Raw genomic sequence first — 22,686 nt, 5'->3', positions numbered from 1 at the left:
GCGCTGTGTTCACAGCGCCGCCTGTATTACTTGATCAGCCCGACCCGCGAGAAGTTCGGCAGGTGGCTGAGTTTGGACTCCGGCCAACTCATCCAGACCGCGAAGGCCTTGCCGACGATATTTTCGTCGGGGACCATGCCCAGCAAGTCCTTGGGAATAGCGGGATCATTCCAATAGCGGCTGTCATTGGAGTTGTCACGGTTGTCGCCCATCATGAAGTAGTGCCCGGCAGGCACTTTCCACTCACCGTCAGGCTGGCGGTAGCGCGACATTTCCTTGCGGATCTCATGCTCTACCGCGCCGAGTTTTTCCTGGTACAGCTCGGCGCTGCCCAGGGAACTTGGCTCGGAGCCGAGCAGCTTCTCGGCCACCGACTCACCGTTGATCAACAGACGCTTGTCGCCCGTGTAGCGAATCACATCGCCCGGCAGGCCGATCACGCGCTTGATGTAGTTGACGTTCGGGTCGCTCGGGAAACGGAACACCATCACATCGCCGCGCTGCGGGTCACCAATTTCGATGACCTTCTTGTCGATCACCGGCAGGCGAATCCCGTAGGCAAACTTGTTCACCAGAATGAAGTCGCCCACGTCCAGGGTTGGTTTCATCGACCCCGAAGGAATCTGAAACGGCTCCACCAGGAACGAACGCAGCACCAGCACGATGAACAATACCGGGAAGAACGACTTGCCGTATTCAACCAGCAAAGGCTCTTTGTTGAGCTTCTCGACCACCACGGCATCGGGCTGGCTGACGCTGCCCTGATACGAAGCGATAGCCGCCCGCCGACGCGGGGCGAAGAACACCAGATCAAGCAACGCCAGGAGGCCACAAACGGCAACGGCGATGACCAGCAACAGCGGGAAATTTAGTGACATAGGACCTAACTATCCAACCTGAGCACCGCAAGGAAGGCTTCTTGTGGAATTTCCACGTTGCCCACTTGCTTCATGCGTTTTTTACCGGCCTTTTGCTTCTCAAGCAGCTTGCGCTTACGGCTTACGTCACCGCCGTAGCATTTGGCCAGTACGTTCTTTCTGAGTGCCTTGACGGAGGTCCGTGCAATGATCTGCCCGCCGATGGCGGCCTGGATCGCGACGTCGAACATCTGGCGCGGAATCAGTTCTTTCATCTTCTCGGTCAACTGGCGACCTTTATAGTGCGCATTGTCCTTGTGCACGATCAGTGCCAGGGCATCGACCTTGTCGCCGTTGATCAACACATCCAGCTTCACCAGATTAGCCGACTGGTAACGGTCGAAATGGTAATCCAGCGAAGCATAGCCGCGACTGGTGGATTTGAGACGGTCGAAGAAGTCCAGCACCACTTCGTTCATCGGCAAATCATAGGTCACTTGCACCTGGGTACCGAGGAACAGCATGTCGTGCTGTACGCCACGTTTTTCGATACACAGGGTAATGACGTTGCCCAGGTGTTCCTGCGGCACAAGAATATTGGCGCGCACGATCGGTTCGCGCATGTCTTCGATGGAAGACAGGTCTGGAAGCTTCGACGGGTTATCGACGTAAATCGTTTCACCGGTTTTCAACGCCAGCTCAAAAATAACCGTTGGCGCGGTGGTGATCAGGTCCAGGTCGTATTCGCGCTCAAGGCGCTCCTGGATGATCTCCATGTGCAGCATGCCGAGGAAGCCGCAGCGGAAGCCGAAGCCCAGGGCGTCGGAGCTTTCCGGGGTGTACTGCAACGACGAGTCGTTGAGGGTCAGCTTTTGCAGGGCTTCGCGGAAGTCTTCGAAGTCGTCGGAGCTGACCGGGAACAGGCCGGCGTAGACCTGCGGCTGGATGCGTTTGAAACCCGGCAGCACGTCGACGTCAGGGGTGGAGCTCAAGGTCAGGGTGTCACCGACCGGCGCACCGTGGATGTCCTTGATACCGGCAATGATGAAGCCTACTTCACCGGCTTTCAGATCAGTGGTAGCCGTGTGCTTGGGGTTGAACACACCGACGCTGTCCACTAGGTGGATCTTGCCGGTGGACTTGACCAAGATCTTGTCGCCCTTTTTCACACGGCCATGGCGTACGCGTACCAGGGAAACAACGCCCAGGTAGTTGTCGAACCAGGAGTCGATGATCAACGCTTGCAGCGGATCTTCGTAGTTGCCGGTGGGGGCGGGAATGGTCTTGACCAGGCGCTCAAGCACTTCGTCGACGCCCAGGCCGGTCTTGGCGCTGCACTCGACGGCGTCAGTGGCGTCAATGCCAATGATTTTTTCGATTTCTTCTTTGACGCGGTCCGGATCGGCTTGTGGCAAGTCGATCTTGTTCAGCACCGGCATCACTTCCAGGCCTTGCTCGATGGCGGTGTAGCAGTTGGCTACGGACTGGGCTTCAACACCCTGACCCGCGTCCACCACCAGCAATGCGCCTTCGCAGGCCGCCAGGGAACGGCTGACTTCATAGGTGAAGTCGACGTGGCCCGGGGTGTCAATGAAGTTCAGCTGGTACTTGATACCGTCTTTGGCGGTGTAGTACAGGGTGACGCTGTGGGCCTTGATGGTGATCCCGCGCTCGCGTTCGAGGTCCATGGAATCCAGCACCTGGGCTTCCATTTCACGCTCGGCAAGGCCGCCGCACATCTGGATGAATCGATCGGCCAGCGTCGACTTACCATGGTCAATGTGGGCGATGATGGAGAAATTGCGGATATGACTCAAATCACTCACGGATCAACACTCAAAAAGGCTGCAGGCAGATTGCCCGCTGAAAAATAGCCGGGAATTGTACCTGATGCTCAGGCCAGGCGTCATCTTTGCTGACCAGAACAAAAATGCCCCGAACTCTCGACCGGGGCATTTTTTGTTCATAAGCGTGGTATCAACCGGCTCGACGCAATAGCCAGAAGCCAGCCAAGGCGCAGATGGCCGTGGGCACCAGCACCGCAAACAGCGGCGAGAAGCCGAACAGCAGGCTAGAAGGACCGAGCAGGTCTTGGGCAAGGCGGAACGCAAAGCCCACCAGCACACCGGTAAACACGCGCTGACCCAGGGTCACGGAGCGCAGCGGGCCGAAGATGAACGAGATTGCCATCAACACCAGCGCAGCGGTCACCACCGGTTGCAATACCTTGACCCAGAATGCCAGCCAGTAACGGCCATTATTCAGGCCCTGGTCCTTCAAGTAATGGATATAGCTCCAAAGCCCGGAGATCGGCAAGCTTTCGGGGATCATCACGACGGTATTGAGCAGTTCGGGCTTAAGCGCAATATCCCACTGTTCGGTCGGCACTTTGATCACTTCAGTGCTGGCCTTGATGCCTTGACCGACATTGCGGAAGTAAGTCGTGGTGATGTCGGTCAGTTGCCATTGATCGGCACCGTACTGCGCACGTTTGGCGAAACTCGACGACAGCAGGTGGCGCTCCTTGTCAAAGGTGTAGCGAGTGACACCAATCAACAGGCCGCCCGGTTGCACCGCGTTGATATGGATGAATTCGTCGCCCTGACGGTGCCACAGGCCACGCTTGGAACTCTGCGCATTGCCCGCCCCCTGTGCCAGAGCACGGTTGGCCTGGGCAGTGGTTTCAGCCGGTGGCGCAATGTATTCGCCGACCAGGACGCTGCACAGCATCAGCAGCAGCATGGGTTTCATGACAGCCCAGACGATGCGTCCAATCGAGACACCGGCGGCACGCATGATGGTCAATTCACTGTTGCTGGCCAGGGTGCCCAGGCCGATCAGGCAGCCGATCAGTGCGGCCATCGGCATCATCTCGTACACACGACGCGGCGCGGTGAGTGCGACGTAGCTCAACACGTCCCAGACCGTGTAGCTCGCGGTGGCGTTACCGACTTCATCGATAAAGGCGAACAACGAGGCCAGGCCAAGGATGATGCCCAATACCGCCAGGATGGCAATAAGTACGCTGCTGCCAATGTAACGATCGAGCTTAACCACGAGCCAACTCCTTCTGGCCACGACGGCTCAACATGTTCAAACGAATAGGCTCCCAATACAGCAGCCCGAGGCCAATCAGCAAAAAGATGCCGTGAATCCACCACAGGCCCAGGGTCGGCGACAGCTTGCCCTTTTCCATGGAGCCACGGGCGATAATGAGGATGGTCAGGTACGCCATGTACAGCAGGATGGCCGGCAGCAACTTGAGGAACCGACCCTGGCGCGGGTTGACGCGAGACAGCGGCACGGCCATCAAGGTCACGATAAACACCAGCAGCGGCAGGGAAATGCGCCACTGCAGCTCGGCAATCGAGCGCAGCTCCTTGCTGCCGATCAGGTCTCGCGTAGGGATAGCGTCACGGTCGGTGACTTCACCGCTGATGTCTGGTCGCTCCAGCAACACGCCATAGGTATCGTACTTGATGGCCCGGTAATTGGCTTCGCCGGGGTTGCCGTCGTAACGGTAACCGTTCTCCAGGATCAGGTAGCGGCTGCCGTCGGGCCGCACTTCCTGGCGGCCCGAGTCGGCCACCAATACGGAAATGCTACGGTCTTTATTATCATCGTCCAGACGCTTTTCGGAGATGAATACCCCACCCAGGTTGGCACGGTCATCGGACAGGGTTTCGGTATAGGTCACCCGCGTACCGTCACTGTTGGGCGCCTGGAAGCGGCCCGGCTCGAGGGTGTCGAACTCGGTCATGGCGTCCTGCTTATTAAGCACCAACTGGAATTGCATGGCGCCCTGGGGAGCCAGGCTCAGGCTCAACCAAGCCACGAGCAACGCGACGCCGGTGGCCGGGATCATGGTCATGCCCAGCAGGCGCTGCTGGCTCATGCCCGTGGCAGATAGCACGGTCATTTCGCTTTCGAGGTACAGGCGGCCGTAAGCCAACAGGATGCCCAGGAACAGGCCCAGCGGCAGGATCAGTTGCAGGAACCCGGGAATGCGAAAGCCCATGATCAACAGCAGGGCTCCCGGATCGAGGGCGCCGGAGGCAGCCTGGGCCAGGTACTTAACGACACGACCACTCATGATGATGACCAGCAATACCGCACTCACGGCACTCAGGGTCAACAGGACTTCGCGGGACAGATAACGGAAGACGATCAAACCAGACACTCCAGGGTTGTCAGGCTAAGGCGGCCAAACAAGCAAGCATACCGAGTCAGCCCCGTTACACAGGGCCGGCTAAAAAGATGGCGCATTATCCTGTGATTGACCGCGCCTGTCACTGCGCAACCTCATGCACGTGCACAAAGCTGGTGGCAAGGGTTGTCAGGCTCCGCCGGCGAGGTTCAAACTGCGGCCTTTGTCGCCGGCGGTTTACACAGCTGCCGGGTATTAAAGCCGGAGTACAGACTCCTGGCTAATAGACCTTTATAAGGGACCCGAAAATGGAATTGGTTGTAAAAAGCGTTAGCCCCGAAACGTTGAAAACCGCCACCCTCGTGGTCGCCATTGGCGAAGGCCGCAAACTCGGCGTTGCCGCCAAGCAACTCGACGAACTCAGCGGCGGCGCTATCAGCGCAGTGCTCAAGCGCGGCGACCTGGCCGGCAAAGTCGGCCAGAGCCTGCTGCTGCAGAGCCTGCCCAACCTTAAAGCCGAGCGTGTATTGCTGGTGGGCGTGGGCAAGGACGCCGAACTCGGCGACCGCCCTTTCCGCAAGATCATCAGCGCCATCCTCACCACCCTCAAGGGCCTGGGCGGCAGCGATGCAGCGCTGGCACTCGATGAAATCGTCGTAAAAGGCCGTGACAGCTACGGCAAGACCCGCCTGCTGGCTGAAACGTTGGTGGATGGTGGTTACTTCTTCGACCAGTTCAAGAGCCAGAAAGCCGAACCGCGTGCCCTGAAGAAAATCACCCTGCTGACCATCAAGGCGGCCCAGGCTGAAGTCGAGCGCGCCGTCACCCACGCGACAGCAATCGCCAATGGCATGTCGTTCACTCGCGACCTGGGTAACCTGCCGCCGAACATCTGCCACCCGACCTTCCTGGGCGAACAAGCCAAGGCACTGGGCAAAGAGTTCAAGGGCCTGAAAGTTGAAGTGCTGGACGAGAAAAAGATCAAGGAACTGGGCATGGGCTCGTTCTATGCCGTAGGCCAGGGCAGCGACCAGCCGCCACGCCTGATCGTGATGCAATACAACGGCGGCAAGAAGTCCGAGAAGCCTTACGCCCTGGTCGGCAAAGGCATCACCTTCGACACCGGCGGCATCAGCCTCAAGCCGGGCCTGGGCATGGACGAGATGAAGTACGACATGGGCGGCGCCGCGAGCGTGTTCGGCACCCTGCGTGCCGTGCTGGAACTCAAACTGCCGATCAACCTGGTGTGCATCCTGGCCTGCGCCGAGAACATGCCAAGCGGCGGCGCGGCGCGCCCGGGCGATATCGTGACCACCATGAGCGGCCAGACCGTCGAAATCCTCAACACCGACGCCGAAGGCCGCCTGGTGCTGTGCGACGCCCTGACCTACGCCGAGCGCTTCAAGCCGCAGGCCGTGATCGACATCGCCACCCTGACCGGCGCCTGCATCGTCGCCCTGGGTTCCCATACCTCGGGCCTGCTGGGCAACAACGACGAACTGATCGAGCAATTGCTCAGCGCCGGCAAGGCTGCCGACGACCGCGCCTGGCAACTGCCGCTGTTCGATGAGTACCAGGAACAGCTGGACAGCCCGTTCGCCGACATCGCCAACATTGGTGGTCCGAAAGCCGGCACCATCACAGCTGCCTGCTTCCTGTCGCGCTTTGCCAAAAACTTCAACTGGGCCCACCTGGACATCGCCGGCACGGCCTGGACCAGCGGCGGCAAGGACAAGGGCGCCACTGGCCGTCCGGTTCCGTTGCTGACCCAATACCTGCTGGATCGCGCCAAGGCCTGACGCTAAAACGCCGGGGTCGCCATTGCGTCACCCCGGCCGTAGCAGCTGCCGAGCGCAAGCGAGGCTGCGTTGGCGGAGTATCTGACACACCGCAACGCAGCCTCGCTTGCGCTCGACAGCTGCTACGCCAAGCTCAGACTCCTTTGCGGCGAAGGGTGATCGATTTAATTGCGGCGCGGCTATAAGGACCCCAATGACCCAAGTCGACTTCTATATATTGCCCAGCGCCGACCCACTCGCGCGCCTGGACTTTGCCTGCAAACTCACCGAAAAGGCCTGGCGCATGGGCCACCGCATCTACCTGCATTGCAGCGATGCCGCCCAGCGCGACGAGCTGGATGCCCGCCTGTGGCGCTTCAAGGGCGAAAGCTTCGTGCCCCACGGCGCCGCAGAATCCGAACCCGAAGGCCAGGTGGTATTAGGCCTGGGCGACAACTGCGGCGATCACCAGGACCTGCTGGTCAACCTTGACCTGAAAGTCCCCCCCTTTGCCAAGGCATTTGCCCGCGTGGCCGAGGTGGTGGTGGAAGATCCGGCTATTCGTCAGGCCGCGCGGGAGAGTTTCCGTTTCTACCGCGAACAGGGCTATCCTCTGCAAGATCACCGGCTACAACGACTTTGAGCACACGATGGACACTCCCAATTCTGTAAAAAAAGACGACCACCTGCTGGACGACCTCGAGTCGATCCGCCAGTTGCTGGGTGATGATGACTTGCAGCCGCCGCTGCTGACCGAGACGGTCGAGAGCGAGGTACAGATTCCACTGTTATTCGACATGGTCGGTAATAAGCCCGCAGCCCCGGTGGCAGTCACTGCAGCAGCAGAACCCGCCCCCGCTGAAAAAGGCCCGGACGCCCTACTGCTGCACCTGGATAACGAGCTGCGCGCCGCTGCGCAATTGATCATGCAAGACGTGATCGACGATTTCGCACCGCATATCGAGACCGAGATCAAGCGTCGGTTGGATGCGCGGATGGAAAGGTTGCTTAACCAGTACCAGTCTTAATAGCTGTCCAGATCCTTGTGGGAGCTGGCTTGCCTGCGATCGCAGTGTCTCAGTCAACATCTTCAGTGGCAGGCATACCGCTATCGCAGGCAAGCCAGCTCCCACATTGGTTTTGCATAGGCCTTTAGTCCGTCTTCAACTCGCCCTCCACGCCCTCCCCCGTTATACTTGCCGGCTTTCCTGAATTAATGCCAACTAGGGTCCCGCCGCGCATGGATAAGACCTACCAGCCCCACGCTATCGAAACTTCCTGGTACAACACCTGGGAGTCCGAGAACTATTTCGCCCCACAAGGTGCGGGCGACTCGTACACCATCATGATTCCGCCACCGAACGTCACTGGCAGCCTGCACATGGGCCATGGCTTCAACAATGCGATCATGGATGCGTTGATCCGTTTCCGCCGCATGCAGGGCCGCAACACCCTGTGGCAGCCAGGCACCGACCACGCCGGTATCGCCACGCAGATGCTGGTGGAACGCCAACTCGAAGCCACCGGCCAGAACCGTCACGACCTGGGTCGCGAGAAATTCCTGGAAAAAATCTGGGAATGGAAAGACCAGTCCGGCGGCAACATCAGCCGTCAGATCCGCCGCTTGGGCTCGTCCGTCGACTGGAGCCGCGAGCGCTTCACCATGGACGATGGCCTATCGGAATCCGTGAAAGAAGCCTTCGTGCGCCTGCATGAAGACGGCCTGATCTACCGCGGCAAGCGCCTGGTCAACTGGGACACCAAGTTGCACACGGCGATTTCCGACCTCGAAGTGGAAAACCACGACGAGAAAGGCTTCCTGTGGAACCTCAAGTACCCACTGGCCGACGGCGCCAAGACCGCTGAAGGCAATGACTACCTGATCGTCGCCACCACCCGTCCGGAAACCATGCTCGGCGACGCCGCCGTAGCGGTTAACCCGAACGATGAACGCTACCAGGCGCTGATCGGCAAGTTCGTCGAGCTGCCTTTGGTTGGCCGTCGCATCCCGATCATCGCGGACGACTACTGCGACCCTGAATTCGGCACCGGCTGCGTGAAAATCACTCCAGCCCACGACTTCAACGACTACGAAGTCGGCAAGCGGCACAACCTGCCGCTGCTGAACATCTTCGACAAGAATGCCGCCGTACTGCCGGCCTGCCAGGTGTTCAACCTGGACGGCACGTTGAACGAGAGCATCGACGGCAAGATCCCGGCCGAATACGCCGGCCTCGACCGCTTCGAAGCGCGCAAGCAGATCGTTGCCGCCTTCGACGCCGCCGGTTTGCTGGTGAGCGTTGACGACCACGGCCTGAAAGTGCCGAAGGGCGACCGTTCCGGTACCGTGATCGAACCGTGGCTGACCGACCAGTGGTACGTGTCCACCAAGCCGCTGGCCGAGCCTGCGATTGCCGCAGTGGAAGATGGCCGCATCCAGTTCGTGCCGAAACAGTACGAAAACATGTACTTCTCGTGGATGCGTGACATTCAGGATTGGTGCATCAGCCGTCAGCTGTGGTGGGGCCATCGCATTCCGGCCTGGTACGACGAATCAGGCAAGGTCTACGTAGGTCGCGACGAAGCCGAAGTGCGTGCCAAGCACAACCTCGGCCCGGACGTTGCGCTGCAACAAGACAACGACGTACTGGACACCTGGTTCAGCTCGGGCCTGTGGACGTTCTCTACCCTGGGCTGGCCGCAGCAGACCGAATTCCTGAAGAAATTCCACTCCACCGACGTGCTGGTCACCGGTTTCGACATCATTTTCTTCTGGGTTGCCCGGATGATCATGCTGACCATGCATTTGGTGAAAAACGAAGACGGCACGCCGCAAGTACCGTTCAAAACCGTGTACGTGCACGGCCTGGTGCGTGATGGCCAGGGCCAGAAGATGTCCAAGTCCAAGGGCAACGTCCTGGACCCGCTGGACATCATCGACGGCATCGACCTGGAAACCCTGGTGCAGAAACGCACCTCGGGCCTGATGCAGCCAAAACTGGCGAAGAAGATCGAGAAGCAGACCCGCGACGAGTTCGCCGACGGCATCGCCAGCTACGGCACCGACGCCCTGCGCTTCACCTTCTGCTCGCTGGCTTCTACCGGTCGCGACATCAAGTTCGACATGGGCCGCGTCGAAGGCTATCGCAACTTCTGCAACAAGATCTGGAACGCGGCGCGCTACGTGCTGGATAAGGGCGAAGACTGCGGCCAGAACGGCGAAGAAGTCGAACTGTCCCTGGCTGACCGCTGGATCATCTCGCAACTGCAACGCACCGAAGCCGAAGTGACCCGCCAGCTCGACCAGTTCCGCTTCGACCTGGCCGCACAGGCCTTGTACGAGTTCATCTGGAACCAGTATTGCGACTGGTACCTGGAACTGTCCAAACCCGTGCTGTGGGACGAGAACGCACCGGTCGAACGCCAGCGCGGCACCCGCCGCACCCTGGTGCGCGTGCTCGAAGTGGCGCTGCGCCTGGCGCACCCGTTCATGCCGTTCATCACCGAAGAAATCTGGCAGCGCCTCGCGCCGCTGGCCGGTATCGAAGGCAAGACCATCATGCTGCAGCCTTGGCCGGTGGCCAACGAAGCGCGTATCGATGAGGCGGCCGAAAGCGATATCGAATGGCTCAAGACGCTGATGATGGGCACACGTAACATCCGCGCCGAGATGAACATCGGGCCGGGCAAGCCACTGGCGGTGTTTGTGAAGAACGCCAGCGCTGAGGATCAGCGTCGTCTTACTGAGAACGATGCACTGCTCAAGAAGCTGGCGAAGCTGGAGTCGATCACTGTATTAGCGGCGGGCGAAGAAGCACCGCTGTCCGCCACCGCTCTGGTCGGCGACATGGAAGTGCTGGTGCCGATGGCTGGCCTGATCGACAAGGGCGCTGAACTGGCCCGCCTCGACAAAGAAATCCTGCGCCTGCAAGGCGAAGTGCAGCGGGTGGGCGGCAAGCTGTCCAACGCGGCGTTCGTCGACAAGGCGCCGGCTGAAGTGATCGAAAAAGAACGCGCCAAGCTGGCCGAGGCTGAACAGGCCTTGGGTAAGCTGGCGGAGCAACATGCGCGGATTTCCAGCTTGTAAGGTGTAAACCGCGTGAAAAAGAGACCTTCGGGTCTCTTTTTTTGCCTTTTGTGGGAGCTGGCTTGCCTGCGATGCAGACAACTCGGTGTACCTGCACGACAGCGTTGATGCCATCGCAGGCAAGCCAGCTCCCACATTTGACCGAGATCACCTCAAGAATGTGTGACAATGCCCACCACTTTGAGCCAACACCAGAATCATCATGACCCCCCCCAGCACGCCAAAACCTCCGCGCAAGAAGCCTAAAACCGCAGCCACGGCCAAGCCCGTCGTGCCGCGCAAAGAGGCCACGCTGCACCCGCGCAACCGTCACACGGGCCGTTACGACTTCCCGGCGTTGATCAAAACCACGCCGGAACTGGCGCAGTTCGTGATCCTCAACCCCTACGGCAAGGAAAGCATCGACTTCGCCAGCCCGGATGCGGTGCGGGTGTTCAACCGGGCGCTGCTGAAAGCTTTTTATGGTATCCAGCACTGGGACATCCCGGCGGATTACCTGTGCCCACCGGTGCCGGGACGTGCGGACTACGTACACTTCCTCGCCGACCTGCTGGCCAGCGTCAACGACGGCAAGATCCCGCGCGGTTCAATCGTCAAGGTGCTGGACATCGGCATGGGCGCCAATTGCGTCTACCCGTTGATTGGCTACATGGAGTACCGCTGGAACTTCCTGGGCTCGGAGGTCGACCCTACTGCCGTGGCCGCAGCCAAGGCCATCGTGCAGTCCAATGACTTGAGCAAGGTCATCCAGTTGCGCCTGCAGGCTAACCCTAAGCAGATCCTGCTGGGCTTGCTGGAACCGGGTGAGCGCTTTGACCTGACCATGTGCAACCCGCCATTCCACGCGTCCATGGACGAAGCCACCAAGGGCAGCGAACGCAAGTGGCGAGCCTTGGGCAAGGCTGACCCGAAACGCAAGTTGCCGGTGCTGAACTTCGGCGGCCAATCGGCCGAGTTGTGGTGTGAAGGCGGTGAAGTACGCTTCGTGACCCAGTTGATCGCCGAGAGCGCGCACTTTGCCCACAAGGTGTTGTGGTTCAGCACTCTGGTGTCAAAAGCGTCGAACTTGCCCGCCATCGAGACTGCACTGAAAAAAGCCGGCGTGCTGGAAAGCCAAGTGGTGGAAATGTCCCAGGGGCAGAAGCAAAGCCGCTTTGTGGCCTGGACCTTCCAGACCAAGAACGAACAGCAGATCTGGCGCCAGCGCTGGGTGCGCGACTGATCCATTTGGCGAGGGAGCTTGCTCCCGCGGGACTGGGCTGGCGCTCCAGTGCGAAGCGCTCCCAGACTTTTGGGGCCGCTGCGCAGCCCAGCGGGAGCAAGCTCCCTCGCCACAGCAACCCCGCAACCACAGTAAATCGCAGGCAACAAAAAACCGTGCCCGGATCGCTCCGGAGCACGGTTTTTTTGCTGCGTCTTACTTGTTAACAGCGTCGGTCAGGCCTTTGGCCACAACCAGCTTGATAACTTTCTTGGCAGCGATTTCGATGGCAGCGCCAGTCGAAGGGTTACGGCCAGTACGGGCAGGACGCTCGGTCACTTTCAGTTTGCCAACGCCTGGCAGAGTGATTTCGCCGCCGTTTTCCAGCTGATCAGCAACGATCTGGCTCAGTTGGTCCAGCAGAGCGCGCACGGTGGTCTTCGGTGCGTCTACTGCTTCAGCCAGGTCAGCGATCAGTTGGTCTTTAGTAATAGCCATTGTGGTGTTCCTTCCCTATCAAATTCATATGGATTGCAGAGTGCAGTGTCAGCCGTCGAGCCCGACCGTCATGGCCTGGCACCCCCGGCTATAACCACGGAGATCGGGGTTATAGATGCTTGAAACGGGGATTGGTTCGACCTGACAGATGCTGAATGCACGCTTATCGCCGAGACTTGGCGTAAGACGGGGCAAAACTAGCACAGAGACGGGGAAATATCCGCCTCTACCTACCCATTTGGTCAGCTTTATCGCTCTAAACCGTGAAAAAAAGGCATATGGACCGTCGGAGGGTGCCCAAAACCGCCTTCGAAGCGCGTCTTGCCCAATGGGTGCGGTACACTGGGCAACTTTTTGGGGAGGGCGCACCGCTCCCCTTCAACCAGCCGAGAAGCCTATGCCGATCCGTCATTGCATCGTCCACCTGATCGACAAAAAACCCGACGGCACACCTGCAGTTCTTCACGCGCGTGACTCGGAGTTGTCCGAATCCGCTGCCATCGAGAACATGCTTGCCGACCTTAACGAGAGCTATAACGCCAAACAAGGCAAGGCCTGGGGCTTCTTCCATGCCGAGTCCGGCGCGCACCCGTTCAGCGGCTGGTTGAAGGAATATTTCGACGGTGGCCAGGATTTCACCACGTTCAGCCGCACTGCCGTCGAGCACCTGCAGAAGCTGATGGAAGAGTCCAACCTCTCCGTCGGCGGTCACGTGCTGTTTGCCCACTACCAACAAGGCATGACCGACTACCTGGCCATCGCCCTGCTGCACCACAGCGAAGGCGTGGCGGTGAATGATGAGCTGGACGTGACCCCTTCTCGTCACCTGGACCTCGGCCAACTGCACCTGGCGGCACGCATCAACGTCTCCGAGTGGCAGAACAACAAGCAGTCCAAGCAATACATCTCCTTTATCAAAGGCAAGAACGGCAAGAAAGTCTCGGAGTACTTCCGCGACTTTATCGGCTGCCAGGAAGGCGTCGACGGCCCGGGCGAGACCCGCACGCTGCTCAAGGCCTTCAGCGACTTCGTCGAAAGCGAGGACCTGCCGGACGAATCCGCTCGCGAAAAAACCAAGACCCTGGTGGATTACGCCAGCAGCCAGGCCAAGCTCGGCGAGCCGATGGGCCTGGAAGAACTCTCGGGGCTGATCGATGAAGATCGGCCAAAAGCGTTCTACGACCATATCCGCAACAAGGACTACGGCCTGTCGCCAGAGATACCGGCTGACAAACGCACGCTCAACCAGTTCCGTCGCTTCACCGGCCGTGCCGAAGGCTTGTCGATCAGCTTTGAAGCGCACTTGCTGGGCGACAAGATTGAATACGACGAAGCCGCCGGTACCTTGATCATCAAGGGCTTGCCGACCCAACTGACCGACCAGCTCAAGCGCCGCAACTGATGCTCGGCGGGGTTTTCAAGAAAGTCCTGCTGGTGTTGCTGGTCGTGGTGGTGATTCAGAACTGGGGCAAGATCGAGCGGGTGTTCAACCCATCGCAGGTGGTACCAGAGCAGACCCGCGCCTCGGCGCGTGTGGTGCTCTATTCCACCGAGTGGTGTGGTTACTGCAAGCAGATCCGCCGGTTCCTGGACCAGAAGGGCATTCCGTACCAGGCGTTTGATATCGAAAAAGACGCCCAGGCGCGCAAGGCGTATGAGGCGTTGGGTGGCGGTGGGATTCCGTTCGTGGATGTAAACGGCACACTGATCCGCGATTACAGCCCCGAGAAGATCATGGCTGCGCTGAAGTAATCAGCGCACCACGATCATCCGGCCCAATACCGTGTGCTGCTCAAAGCCAAGCACAGCCTGCAACGCATTCAACACCGCCTGCGGGTCTTTGCTCGGGAAGCTGCCGCTGACCCGCTTGGCGCCCATCTCTTCGTTGAGCAACAGAATGCGGCCCGGATAGTAGCGCCCCAAGTCATTGATCACATCGGCCAGCGGCGCCTTGTAGTAGTTGAGCCAGCCGTCACGCCAAGCCAGGCGTGATTCGCTGTCGACCGCATGCAGAGGGTCGGCGACACCGTCGACGTAGGTCACTTGCTGGCCTGCCGTAAGAATTTGCTGCTGGCCCTGCTTGGACGGTATGACGCCAACGCGCCCGGACAACACGGTTACCTGAGCACCCTCCGGTTGCAGGCGCACTTCAAACTGCGTACCCAACACCCGCGCTTCGCCGCTGCCCGCCTCCACCACAAAGGATTGCCCGGTGTGAGTTACGCTGAAAAAACCGGCGCCGCGACGCAACTGGATATGCCGCTCACCCTGGCTGAAATCCACCGCAATGGCACTGTCGGCATCGAGGGTGACTTGGGACTTGTCGGCCAGCGTGACGGTTCTGACCTCCCCCGGCGCTGTCACGTAGTCGGCGCCGAAGTCATCGACCCAGCGCGACGGCTGCCAACCGGCGCCCATCGACACCATCAACACCAGACAGGCGGCCATCGCCAACGCGCCAGACCAGCGCACAACCCGTGAGCGCTTCGAGGTGTTCATCGCATTGAGATAGCCCTGCAAGGCCATGGCCTCTTCATCCGCCAATTTGCGTGCCGGCACTTCGCTCAACTCCCACAGCACCTGAGCCTGTGCGTAGGCCTCGACGTGCGCGGGATCGGCGCGCAGCCAGTGGCTGAACGTGGCCTGGTCGCCGCTGCTGGGTTGGTCATGCAACAGGCTCAGCCAAGCCAGTGCGGCCTGCTCCTGCGCGGGCGTGGGGGTGACGTTCACGGAGCTTTCCCTGGCGTGCGTGGGGGCGATGGTTCGCGAAGGCTGGCTTTGCAGGCTTCGAGGGCACGCATCATATGTTTTTCCACGGCACTTTGGGACAGGCCCATGGCCTTGGCGATCTCCGCGTATTTGCGGCCGTGAATGCGGTTAAGCAGGAAAATCTGCCGCGTGCGTTCGGGCAAGCTGCGCAAGGCGGCTTCGACGTGGCGCAAATCGTTGCCGGCTTCCAGCGCTGCCTGCGGTTCGCAACCCTGATTGTCCTGCTGCTCGGGCAGCCAGCCTTCGCTGCTGCGCACCCGCGCGCCTTCGCTGCGCAGGTGGTCGATGGCAATATTGCCGGCGCAGCGCAACAGGTAGGTGCTGAGTTCTTCGACCTGCACCAATGGCCGACGCCAGAAGCGCAGGAACAGGTCCTGCACCAGGTCGGCCGCCGTGGCGCGACATCCCACGCGACGGCTCACCAAGGCCTCCATCTGCGAACGCTGGGACAAAAACACCTGCAGGAAATGCGCACGTCCACCTGCCGCGTCAGCGTGCGGGCTGTCCTGGGATTCGGGTGGCGTGCTGATCATCAGGCTGAACTCAAAGAGTGGCAAAGGCCGCAACAGGGCTGGCGAGCAGGCCGACGCCCGCCAGGATCAAGGCCAGCCTTGGCCGATACGGCAACAACAGCACCAGCAACAGCGCACTGAGCATCAATACCGCGCACCACTCCACCAGGCCCTGGCCCCAACCCGCGATATTCACGGCGGGCCAGATCGACACCGTCAGCAGCACCCAACCGGCCACACGCAGGCCCAGCCGACGACGTGGCGATGGCTTGCTGTGCAGCAGTTCGCCGTGATGTCGATCGGTAGACAAGCACAATGCGGTGAACCCCGCGTAGCACATCACCAGTGCGAGCAGCATTCAGTTCGCCTCCTGCTTGAGCGTCAACCGGCGTGCGCGTTCAGGCTTGGAGGCAGGCACCGTACGCTGCTGCATTTTCCAGGCGGCCCAGGCGAGGAACACACCGCTGGCCAGGCAAGTCAAGTCGAAGCCGGCCATGGCCCAGTCGCCCGTTGCCAGGGAAACGCCCAGGTGATGGGAGGTCGTGAGCGCATTGAGCAGTGGAATGGCGATAAACAGCAGCGCGCCAAGGCTCAATTGTTCGATCCACCCCTGGCGACCGCGGCGCAGCATGGCGTGCAACAGGCTCAGGCCCCAGGCGATAAAGAAGGTTTGCACTTCCCAGTCGGAACGCTCGGCGAAGCTCACCGGCAACAAACGGTTGGCCCAGAAAAACGCCGCGATGGCGATCATCAGCCCGGACATGCTGGCGATGTTCAGCACTTCCACCAGGCGCAATTCAAACGGCATCACCGCGCTTTTTGCGTGCTTGAGCTGGCGTTTGCCAAGCCAGATCACCAGCCCGGTGCCAATCATCACCGTGCCCGCCAGACCACAGATAAAGTACAACCAGCGCAGCACCGGGCCGGCGAAATGGCCCATGTGCAGGCCATAAAAACTGCCGCCGATCACGGCCGGCAGTGACTGTTCACCACTGACCCGCAATAGCTCGCCCGTGGTGCCGTTAAAGGGCACCGTGCTGCCGAAATCATGCACCACGCTGTCAGAGCCGGCGCGAAACACATTGACCGAAGCGTTCACATCACTGGGGTTATTCACCGCCACACGCCCGACATGTCCACCCGCCCAATGCTCACGCGCCTGTTCGTACATCGGCACCAGCGGCTTCAACTGCCCGGGTTGCCCAAGCGCCGGTGCATTGTTTGTTGCCGGGAACACCTCACTGAAGAAGGCGCGGGTGTCGTTGCCGTACGAGGCCAGGATCGGTGCCGGCATTACCAGGCTCATGAAAATCACCAGGCTGCTGTAGGTGATCATCAGGTGAAATGGCAGCACCAATACACCCACCGCGTTGTGCCCGTCGAGCCAGGAACGCTGGCCTTTGCGGGGGCGGAAAGTGAAGAAGTCCTTGAAGATTTTCTTGTGGGTGATGATCCCGGTGATCAGTGCAACAAACATCACCATCGCGGCAATGGTCGACAGCCAGCGGCCCCAGGGATGCGGCATTTGCAGTTGGAAGTGAAAGCGATAGAAGAACTCGCCACCCATGCTTTCACGGGCCTGCACCGCCTGGCCGGTGACCGGGTCGAGGGTTTTCTGGATGAAGTTGCCACGCTTGCCGGGGTCGACTTTGTCCTGCCACATTACCGACAGACCGGGGTCGCGGCTGTCCGGCAGGGTGATAAACCAGCGGGCAGCGGTCGGCGCGACGTGCTGCAGATAGGTTTGAGCGACGTTCAGGCTACGCGCATCGTCCAGAGGACGAGCCTGCACTTCGGGCTGCATCCAGTGGCTGATTTCGTCTTTGAAATACGCCAACGTGCCTGTCAGAAAAATCGCAAACAACAGCCAGCCGAAGATCAATCCAGCCCACGTGTGCAACCAGGCCATGGCCTGGCGAAAGCCCTCTTTCATGTGCGCGCCATCCAAAAGCCCACGCCCGCCAGCGTGGCAAATGCTGCGCTCGGCAGCATCACGCCGAACCAGGCGCGTGCGGCGCTGCGGCAGGCGAAACACCAGAGCACGGCCAGCAAATAGAACACGAATGAACTCATCATCCCGGTGATCACAGCGTCGGCACGTGACGTGGGCATCCACAGCGCGAGGCAGATGCTGGCCAGTGAAGCCATCAGGTAACCGCCCACCACAGCAGCCAGTACGCGCGAGGTCACGGCGAGACGGTAGGAGACAGGCAGCGAGGTTTTGCTTTTCATGCGGAAGGCGCCAGGTTCATCAGCACGCGATATTAATGATAAATATTCTCATAAGCAAAAGAGAACGGATGAATCACCTGTGCAGATGGATTGCCGAAGCCCTTCATGCGCCCTACAATGCGAACAATTCTTGTTCTCTAAAGCATGCCGATGCTTGCGGAGCGTTCCCGTTGAGCCCGTCCAATACCGTCGAAGTTTTGTACAACGACCATCACCACTGGCTCACCGGCTGGTTGCGACGCAAACTCGGCTGCCCGGAAAGTGCCGCCGACCTGGCTCAGGACACGTTCATCCGCGTGCTCACCGGGCGGGAAACACCAACGCTGATCGAACCCCGCGCGTTCCTCACCACTGTCGCCAAGCGCGTGCTGTTCAACTTCTACCGTCGCCAGGACCTGGAACGCGCCTATCTCGATGCCTTGGCGCAAATGCCCGAACACGTGGCACCGTCGGAAGAAGAACGCGCAATCATCCTGCAAACCCTAATCGAGCTGGACCAACTGCTCGACGGCCTGCCCACGCAGGTCAAGCGTGCCTTCCTGCTGGCCCAACTCGATGGCCTGACTTACGCGCAAATCGGCGCTGAGTTGGGCATTTCCATCGCCACTGTTAAGCGCCACTTGAGCAAAGCGGCGATGCGCTGCTACTTCGCGCTATGAATTTTTCCACGCAAGTCGCCGAACAAGCCGTGCATTGGTTGATGGAAATGCAGCAAGGCGCCCTCAATCCGCGCCAGCAAGCCGCCTGGCAACAATGGTTGAACGCCCACAGCGAACACCAGCGCGCGTGGGACCACATGCAGCGCGTCAACCAGCGCCTGCGCGGCATGCCGTCGCCGCTGGCCCACGCGGCACTGAACGCCCCCACCTCCACCAGCCGACGCCAGGCCCTGAAGCTGCTGCTGATACTCGGCGCAGGTTCAGCCGCCGCCTGGAGCCTGCGCCAGCAACATATAGTGCCGCCGCTGAGCGCCGACTACCGTAGCCCCGTCGGCCAGCGCCGTAAGGTACAACTGGCGGATGGCAGCCAATTGCAGCTCAATACCGGCAGTGCGGTGGATGTGCATTTCGACGGCCAGCAACGCCTGATCCGCTTGCTCGAAGGCGAGATCCTGTTGACCAGCGCCGCAGGCAATACGCCGCTGCAGGTGCTGACCGGCCAGGGCCTGCTCAGCAGCCAGGCGGCGCGTTTGAACGTGCGCCAGTTCAACGATCACACTCAACTGTCGGTGTTTGAGGGGCGCGTCGACGTCATGCCCAATACCTATAGCGGCCTGCCGCTGACAGTCCAGGCTTCGCATCAGGTCAATTTCACGCGCAAAGGCTGGGACACCCCGCGCCCTACCGACGCCAACAGCGGCGCCTGGGCCGACGGCATGCTGGTCGCGGCTCACATGCGCCTGGAAGACTTCCTCGGCGAACTCGGCCGTTATCGGCGTGGCCAGGTTAATTGCGACCCACAGGTGGCCAATCTGCTGATCTCCGGCAGCTATCCACTGGACAACAGCGAACGCATTCTCGACCTGCTGGAAGTGAGCCTGCCGGTCAAAATCCGGCGGTTTACCCGCTACTGGGTGACCGTCCAGGCCCGCGCCTGAACTTTTTCTTAAAAACGATGAGCCGTTTTCCACACCTCGCGTGACAGAGAAGGAAAGCCACCTAGATCCTTCCTTCTCAGGACCGCCCGTCATGCCCCAGCAACCGACGCTTCTCGCCCGCTCACTGCGCCAACTCCTACTCGGCGCCAGCCTGAGTCTTACCGTACTGCCTCAGGTGATGGCCGCCGACGCCAAGCCTTTTCACATCGCGCCGACTTCGTTGGAAGCCGCACTGAATCAATTTGGCCGCGAAGCCGGCGTATTGATCTCCTTTGGTTCCGAAGTGACGGCGGGCAGGCAGAGCCGTGGCTTGACGGGCAACTACAGCGCGGCTGAAGGCCTGCAAAAACTGCTGGAAGGCACCGGCCTGCAAGCCCGCGCCGAAGGCGACAATGCCTACAGCCTGCAACCGGCCACTGCCCCAGCCAGCATTGAGTTGGGCACCTCCAGCGTGGTCGGCGACTGGCTCGGCGACGCCGCGCAAACCAACGTCTTCGAACACCCCGGCGCCCGTGATGTGATCCGCCGTGAAGAATTCGAACGCCAGGGCGCGACCCAGGCCAAAGACGTGCTCAACCGCATCCCTGGCGTCAACGCGCCGGAAAATAACGGCACCGGCAGCCATGACATGGCGCTGAACTTCGGTATTCGCGGCCTCAACCCGCGCCTGGCATCACGCTCCACGGTGCTGATGGACGGCATCCCGGTGCCTTTCGCGCCTTACGGCCAGCCACAGCTTTCGTTTGCACCGATCAGCATGGGCAACATGGACGCGGTGGACGTCGTCCGCGGCGGCGGCGCCGTGCGCTACGGCCCGCAAAACGTCGGCGGTGTGGTCAACTTCGTGACCCGCGCAATTCCGGACGCGCCCACTGTCAAAGGCGGCTTGCAGACCGAAACCAGCCCGTCCTCCAGCCATGACGGATTCAAGACCACCGGCAACCTGCTCGCCGGCGGCACCGCCGACAATGGCCTGGGCGGGGCGATTTTGTACTCCGGTACCCGTGGCGGCGACTGGCGCGAACACAGCGACACGCAAATCGACGACCTGATTCTCAAGGGCAAATACCAACTCGACGACGCCAACAGTTTCAACGCCATGGCGCAGTACTACGAAGGCCAGGCCGACATGCCTGGGGGCTTGAACGTCGCGAACTACAAGGCCGACCCGTACCAGTCCACCCGCCCCTACGACAAATTCTGGGGCCGCCGGACGATGTTCAACATCGGCTATCGCTATGAGCAGGACCGTCGCGAATTTACCGTGAACAGCTTCTTCACCAAGACCCTGCGCAGCGGCTACCTGGACCAGGGCACGTTCCTTTCGCTGTCCCCGCGTGAATATTGGGTACGTGGCATCGAGACCCGCTTCGCCCAAGGTTTTGACCTGGGTCCGACCAGCCATGAAGTCGGCGTCGGTTACCGCTACATCAACGAAGCCGGCCACGAACTGCGTTACCGCACGCCGATCGCCGCCAACCAGCAAATCCCCAGCACCGACAGCCGCAACGACCGCGACACCCGTGGCGGCACCGAAGCCAACGCCTTCTTCGTCGATGACCGGATTGATATCGGCAAGTGGACCATCACCCCTGGCATTCGCTACGAGATGATCGAGTCCCAGCAGACCAACAACCTCACCAACGTCAAATACAAGGGCGACTACAACACCGCGCTGCCGGCGCTGAACGTGCTCTACCACCTTACCGACAGCTGGAACCTTTACGCCAACACCGAAGGCTCGTTCGGCAGCGTGCAGTACAGCCAGATGCCCAACCGCGTGACCAGCGGCGAAGTGAAACCGGAAAAAGCCCGCACCTGGGAACTGGGCACCCGCTACGACGACGGCACCTTACGTGCGGAAATCGGTGCGTTTCTGATCAACTTCGACAACCAGTACGAAAGCAACCAGACCAACGACTCGGTGATTGCCCGTGGCGAAACGCGCCATCAGGGTATCGAGACCAGCGTCAACTATGCGCTCGACGGTTTGAGCCCGGCACTGGCCGGCTTTGATGTCTATGCCACCTACGCCTACGTCGACGCCACCATTCGCGAAGACGGCCCGAACAAAGGTAACCGCGTGCCTTTCTCGTCCAAGCACAAGGGCACTCTGGGCGTGGGTTACACCGAAGGTCGCTGGAAGCTCAACCTGGACAGCAGCTACCAGAGCAGCCAGTTCGCCGACAACGCCAATACCCAAAAGGAAAGTGCTGACGGCGCAAACGGACGCATCCCGGGCTACATGTTATTCAGCAGCCGCGCGGCATATGACTTCGGCCCGCAGCTGTCGGACTTGAACGTGGCAGTCGGGGTGAAAAACATCTTCAACACGCAGTACTTCACCCGCTCGTTCGACGATAACAACAAGGGCAAATACATAGGCGAGCCGCGCACGGTCTACGTGCAAACCTCCATCGCGTTTTAAGCCTGAAACGAAAACGGGCCTGCAAATGCAGGCCCGTTTTTAGTGGGGTGTGAAAAAACTGTCAGCTGTTAAGTGCAGCATTTTCGTTTTCCAGGAATTCCTCTTCAAGCGCGTCATCGTTCACTTTATTGGCCGGCAGGTTTTTACCGGCAGCGCGTGGCTTGCCTTGCAGCTTGCCAAACAAATGTTCCAACGCATGGTCCAGCTTGGTGGCTGCACCGTCGATCGCCTGTTCCAGGGTATCGGCCTTGTGCAGGACCGACACTGGCTGGTGGCCTTTTGGCCGTGCTTCCAGGCGGCAACTTAAATCGTGGGGACCGGGCTTATCGCCGTTCTCATCTTTCAGGTAGACCTCAACGCGGGTCAGGTCTTCTTCATAACGTTCGAGCGTGCTTTCAATGGTAGTACGTACCCACTCCTCCAGTCGGATGCTGCTTTCAATATGGTTATCGCTATTGACTTGGATTTGCATAGTTTTTCCCTTATTTCAGCTAGCTCGCGAGAGATCACGACTGCTTTACCAGGCAGGTAAAACCATGACCTCTTGATTACACAATTGGGCAGACCGCGAAACAATTCA

21 protein-coding genes are annotated in these 22,686 nt (G+C 60.1%); 10 read left to right on the top strand and 11 right to left on the bottom strand.

Annotation, left to right across the window (positions count from 1 at the left end; genetic code table 11):
- Positions 1-26: 26 nt before the first annotated feature.
- The 4 genes from lepB to lptF form a co-directional block, all read right to left on the bottom strand.
- On the bottom strand, positions 27-878 hold the full coding sequence (gene lepB / locus HU722_RS06510; protein ID WP_049709829.1) for a signal peptidase I: 852 nt from the start codon (positions 876-878) through the stop codon (positions 27-29).
- Between the two features lie 5 nt (positions 879-883).
- A complete protein-coding gene (lepA, locus tag HU722_RS06505) occupies positions 884-2,683 on the bottom strand; it encodes a translation elongation factor 4 (protein WP_003210439.1) in 1,800 nt (599 codons plus the stop codon).
- 151 nt (positions 2,684-2,834) lie between these two features.
- A complete protein-coding gene (gene lptG, locus HU722_RS06500; protein ID WP_065871749.1) occupies positions 2,835-3,914 on the bottom strand; it encodes an LPS export ABC transporter permease LptG in 1,080 nt (359 codons plus the stop codon).
- On the bottom strand, positions 3,907-5,028 hold the full coding sequence (gene lptF, locus HU722_RS06495) for an LPS export ABC transporter permease LptF (protein ID WP_065871748.1): 1,122 nt from the start codon (positions 5,026-5,028) through the stop codon (positions 3,907-3,909). The genes lptG and lptF overlap by 8 nt, the downstream gene beginning before the upstream one ends.
- A 284-nt stretch (positions 5,029-5,312) precedes the next feature.
- Between lptF and HU722_RS06490 the strand changes: the two genes are divergently transcribed.
- The 5 genes from HU722_RS06490 (at position 5,313) to rlmF (ending at position 12,091) form a co-directional block, all read left to right on the top strand.
- Entirely contained in the window at positions 5,313-6,803 is a 1,491-nt protein-coding gene (locus tag HU722_RS06490) for a leucyl aminopeptidase (protein ID WP_065871747.1), read from the top strand.
- 193 nt (positions 6,804-6,996) lie between these two features.
- Positions 6,997-7,425 carry a DNA polymerase III subunit chi gene (locus tag HU722_RS06485; protein WP_065871746.1) on the top strand — a complete coding sequence of 143 codons (429 nt, stop codon included), beginning with the start codon at positions 6,997-6,999 and terminating at the stop codon, positions 7,423-7,425.
- A gap of 7 nt (positions 7,426-7,432) precedes the next feature.
- The gene (locus HU722_RS06480) at positions 7,433-7,810 is read left to right on the top strand and encodes a DNA polymerase III subunit chi (RefSeq protein ID WP_065871745.1); all 378 of its coding nucleotides are present in this window, start codon (positions 7,433-7,435) and stop codon (positions 7,808-7,810) included.
- 212 nt (positions 7,811-8,022) lie between these two features.
- A complete protein-coding gene (locus HU722_RS06475) occupies positions 8,023-10,869 on the top strand; it encodes a valine--tRNA ligase (protein WP_065871744.1) in 2,847 nt (948 codons plus the stop codon).
- Positions 10,870-11,071: 202 nt separating this feature from the next.
- Complete coding sequence (gene rlmF, locus HU722_RS06470) at positions 11,072-12,091, top strand: 23S rRNA (adenine(1618)-N(6))-methyltransferase RlmF (RefSeq protein ID WP_065890464.1); 1,020 nt, start codon at positions 11,072-11,074, stop codon at positions 12,089-12,091.
- Between the two features lie 195 nt (positions 12,092-12,286).
- On the opposite strand, the gene HU722_RS06465 is transcribed toward rlmF, so the two are convergent.
- Positions 12,287-12,568 (bottom strand): HU family DNA-binding protein, encoded by a 282-nt coding sequence (locus HU722_RS06465; protein ID WP_003212743.1) that lies wholly within the window; start codon positions 12,566-12,568, stop codon positions 12,287-12,289.
- A 397-nt stretch (positions 12,569-12,965) separates the two neighbouring features.
- On the opposite strand from HU722_RS06465, the gene yejK reads away from it, so the two are divergent.
- Both yejK and HU722_RS06455 read left to right on the top strand, forming a co-directional pair.
- The gene (yejK, locus tag HU722_RS06460; RefSeq protein ID WP_049709838.1) at positions 12,966-13,970 is read left to right on the top strand and encodes a nucleoid-associated protein YejK; all 1,005 of its coding nucleotides are present in this window, start codon (positions 12,966-12,968) and stop codon (positions 13,968-13,970) included.
- Positions 13,970-14,320, top strand: a complete 351-nt coding sequence (locus HU722_RS06455) for a glutaredoxin family protein (RefSeq protein ID WP_065871742.1) — start codon at positions 13,970-13,972, stop codon at positions 14,318-14,320. Before yejK ends, HU722_RS06455 begins: the two co-directional genes overlap by 1 nt.
- Here the strand turns inward: HU722_RS06455 and HU722_RS06450 are convergent, their stop codons facing one another.
- Genes HU722_RS06450 through HU722_RS06430 form a run of 5 tightly spaced genes read right to left on the bottom strand, consistent with a single transcriptional unit; the run spans position 14,321 to position 18,081 of the window.
- On the bottom strand, positions 14,321-15,298 hold the full coding sequence (locus tag HU722_RS06450) for a FecR family protein (RefSeq protein WP_065890465.1): 978 nt from the start codon (positions 15,296-15,298) through the stop codon (positions 14,321-14,323).
- Entirely contained in the window at positions 15,295-15,873 is a 579-nt protein-coding gene (locus HU722_RS06445) for an RNA polymerase sigma factor (protein WP_049713413.1), read from the bottom strand. The genes HU722_RS06450 and HU722_RS06445 overlap by 4 nt, the downstream gene beginning before the upstream one ends.
- A gap of 7 nt (positions 15,874-15,880) precedes the next feature.
- Positions 15,881-16,207, bottom strand: a complete 327-nt coding sequence (locus tag HU722_RS06440; protein ID WP_065879569.1) for a DUF3325 domain-containing protein — start codon at positions 16,205-16,207, stop codon at positions 15,881-15,883.
- Entirely contained in the window at positions 16,208-17,782 is a 1,575-nt protein-coding gene (locus HU722_RS06435) for a PepSY-associated TM helix domain-containing protein (protein WP_065890470.1), read from the bottom strand.
- The gene (locus HU722_RS06430) at positions 17,779-18,081 is read right to left on the bottom strand and encodes a DUF3649 domain-containing protein (RefSeq protein WP_025858985.1); all 303 of its coding nucleotides are present in this window, start codon (positions 18,079-18,081) and stop codon (positions 17,779-17,781) included. Before HU722_RS06430 ends, HU722_RS06435 begins: the two co-directional genes overlap by 4 nt.
- Before the next feature lie 170 nt (positions 18,082-18,251).
- On the opposite strand from HU722_RS06430, the gene HU722_RS06425 reads away from it, so the two are divergent.
- From HU722_RS06425 to fecA, 3 genes are all read left to right on the top strand, one after another.
- Positions 18,252-18,740: a sigma-70 family RNA polymerase sigma factor gene (locus HU722_RS06425; protein WP_065871738.1), complete on the top strand. Its 489-nt coding sequence runs from the start codon at positions 18,252-18,254 to the stop codon at positions 18,738-18,740.
- A complete protein-coding gene (locus HU722_RS06420) occupies positions 18,737-19,678 on the top strand; it encodes a FecR domain-containing protein (protein ID WP_065879571.1) in 942 nt (313 codons plus the stop codon). The genes HU722_RS06425 and HU722_RS06420 overlap by 4 nt, the downstream gene beginning before the upstream one ends.
- A 91-nt stretch (positions 19,679-19,769) precedes the next feature.
- Positions 19,770-22,106 (top strand): TonB-dependent Fe(3+) dicitrate receptor FecA, encoded by a 2,337-nt coding sequence (gene fecA, locus HU722_RS06415; RefSeq protein ID WP_065879572.1) that lies wholly within the window; start codon positions 19,770-19,772, stop codon positions 22,104-22,106.
- 61 nt (positions 22,107-22,167) lie between these two features.
- On the opposite strand, the gene HU722_RS06410 is transcribed toward fecA, so the two are convergent.
- A complete protein-coding gene (locus tag HU722_RS06410) occupies positions 22,168-22,578 on the bottom strand; it encodes an HPF/RaiA family ribosome-associated protein (RefSeq protein ID WP_065871735.1) in 411 nt (136 codons plus the stop codon).
- Between the last annotated feature and the right edge of the window lie 108 nt (positions 22,579-22,686).

Origin of the sequence: Pseudomonas tritici, assembly GCF_014268275.3 — a bacterium.
Taxonomy (GTDB): Bacteria; Pseudomonadota; Gammaproteobacteria; order Pseudomonadales; family Pseudomonadaceae; genus Aquipseudomonas; species Aquipseudomonas tritici.
The sequence above is the reverse complement of the archived record's forward strand: the minus strand, read 5'-3'. Positions and strand labels throughout refer to the sequence as shown.

Bases quoted from the DNA above. Each gene is read 5' to 3' on its own strand.
- HU722_RS06485 (WP_065871746.1), top strand. From the start codon at position 6,997: ATGACCCAAGTCGACTTCTATATATTGCCCAGCGCCGACCCACTCGCG.
- lepB (WP_049709829.1), bottom strand. From the start codon at position 878: ATGTCACTAAATTTCCCGCTGTTGCTGGTCATCGCCGTTGCCGTTTGT.
- HU722_RS06465 (WP_003212743.1), bottom strand. From the start codon at position 12,568: ATGGCTATTACTAAAGACCAACTGATCGCTGACCTGGCTGAAGCAGTA.
- fecA (WP_065879572.1), top strand. From the start codon at position 19,770: ATGCCCCAGCAACCGACGCTTCTCGCCCGCTCACTGCGCCAACTCCTA.
- HU722_RS06420 (WP_065879571.1), top strand. From the start codon at position 18,737: ATGAATTTTTCCACGCAAGTCGCCGAACAAGCCGTGCATTGGTTGATG.
- HU722_RS06480 (WP_065871745.1), top strand. From the start codon at position 7,433: ATGGACACTCCCAATTCTGTAAAAAAAGACGACCACCTGCTGGACGAC.
- HU722_RS06455 (WP_065871742.1), top strand. From the start codon at position 13,970: ATGCTCGGCGGGGTTTTCAAGAAAGTCCTGCTGGTGTTGCTGGTCGTG.
- HU722_RS06435 (WP_065890470.1), bottom strand. From the start codon at position 17,782: ATGAAAGAGGGCTTTCGCCAGGCCATGGCCTGGTTGCACACGTGGGCT.
- HU722_RS06410 (WP_065871735.1), bottom strand. From the start codon at position 22,578: ATGCAAATCCAAGTCAATAGCGATAACCATATTGAAAGCAGCATCCGA.
- yejK (WP_049709838.1), top strand. From the start codon at position 12,966: ATGCCGATCCGTCATTGCATCGTCCACCTGATCGACAAAAAACCCGAC.
- HU722_RS06490 (WP_065871747.1), top strand. From the start codon at position 5,313: ATGGAATTGGTTGTAAAAAGCGTTAGCCCCGAAACGTTGAAAACCGCC.
- HU722_RS06440 (WP_065879569.1), bottom strand. From the start codon at position 16,207: ATGCTGCTCGCACTGGTGATGTGCTACGCGGGGTTCACCGCATTGTGC.
- HU722_RS06475 (WP_065871744.1), top strand. From the start codon at position 8,023: ATGGATAAGACCTACCAGCCCCACGCTATCGAAACTTCCTGGTACAAC.
- HU722_RS06430 (WP_025858985.1), bottom strand. From the start codon at position 18,081: ATGAAAAGCAAAACCTCGCTGCCTGTCTCCTACCGTCTCGCCGTGACC.
- rlmF (WP_065890464.1), top strand. From the start codon at position 11,072: ATGACCCCCCCCAGCACGCCAAAACCTCCGCGCAAGAAGCCTAAAACC.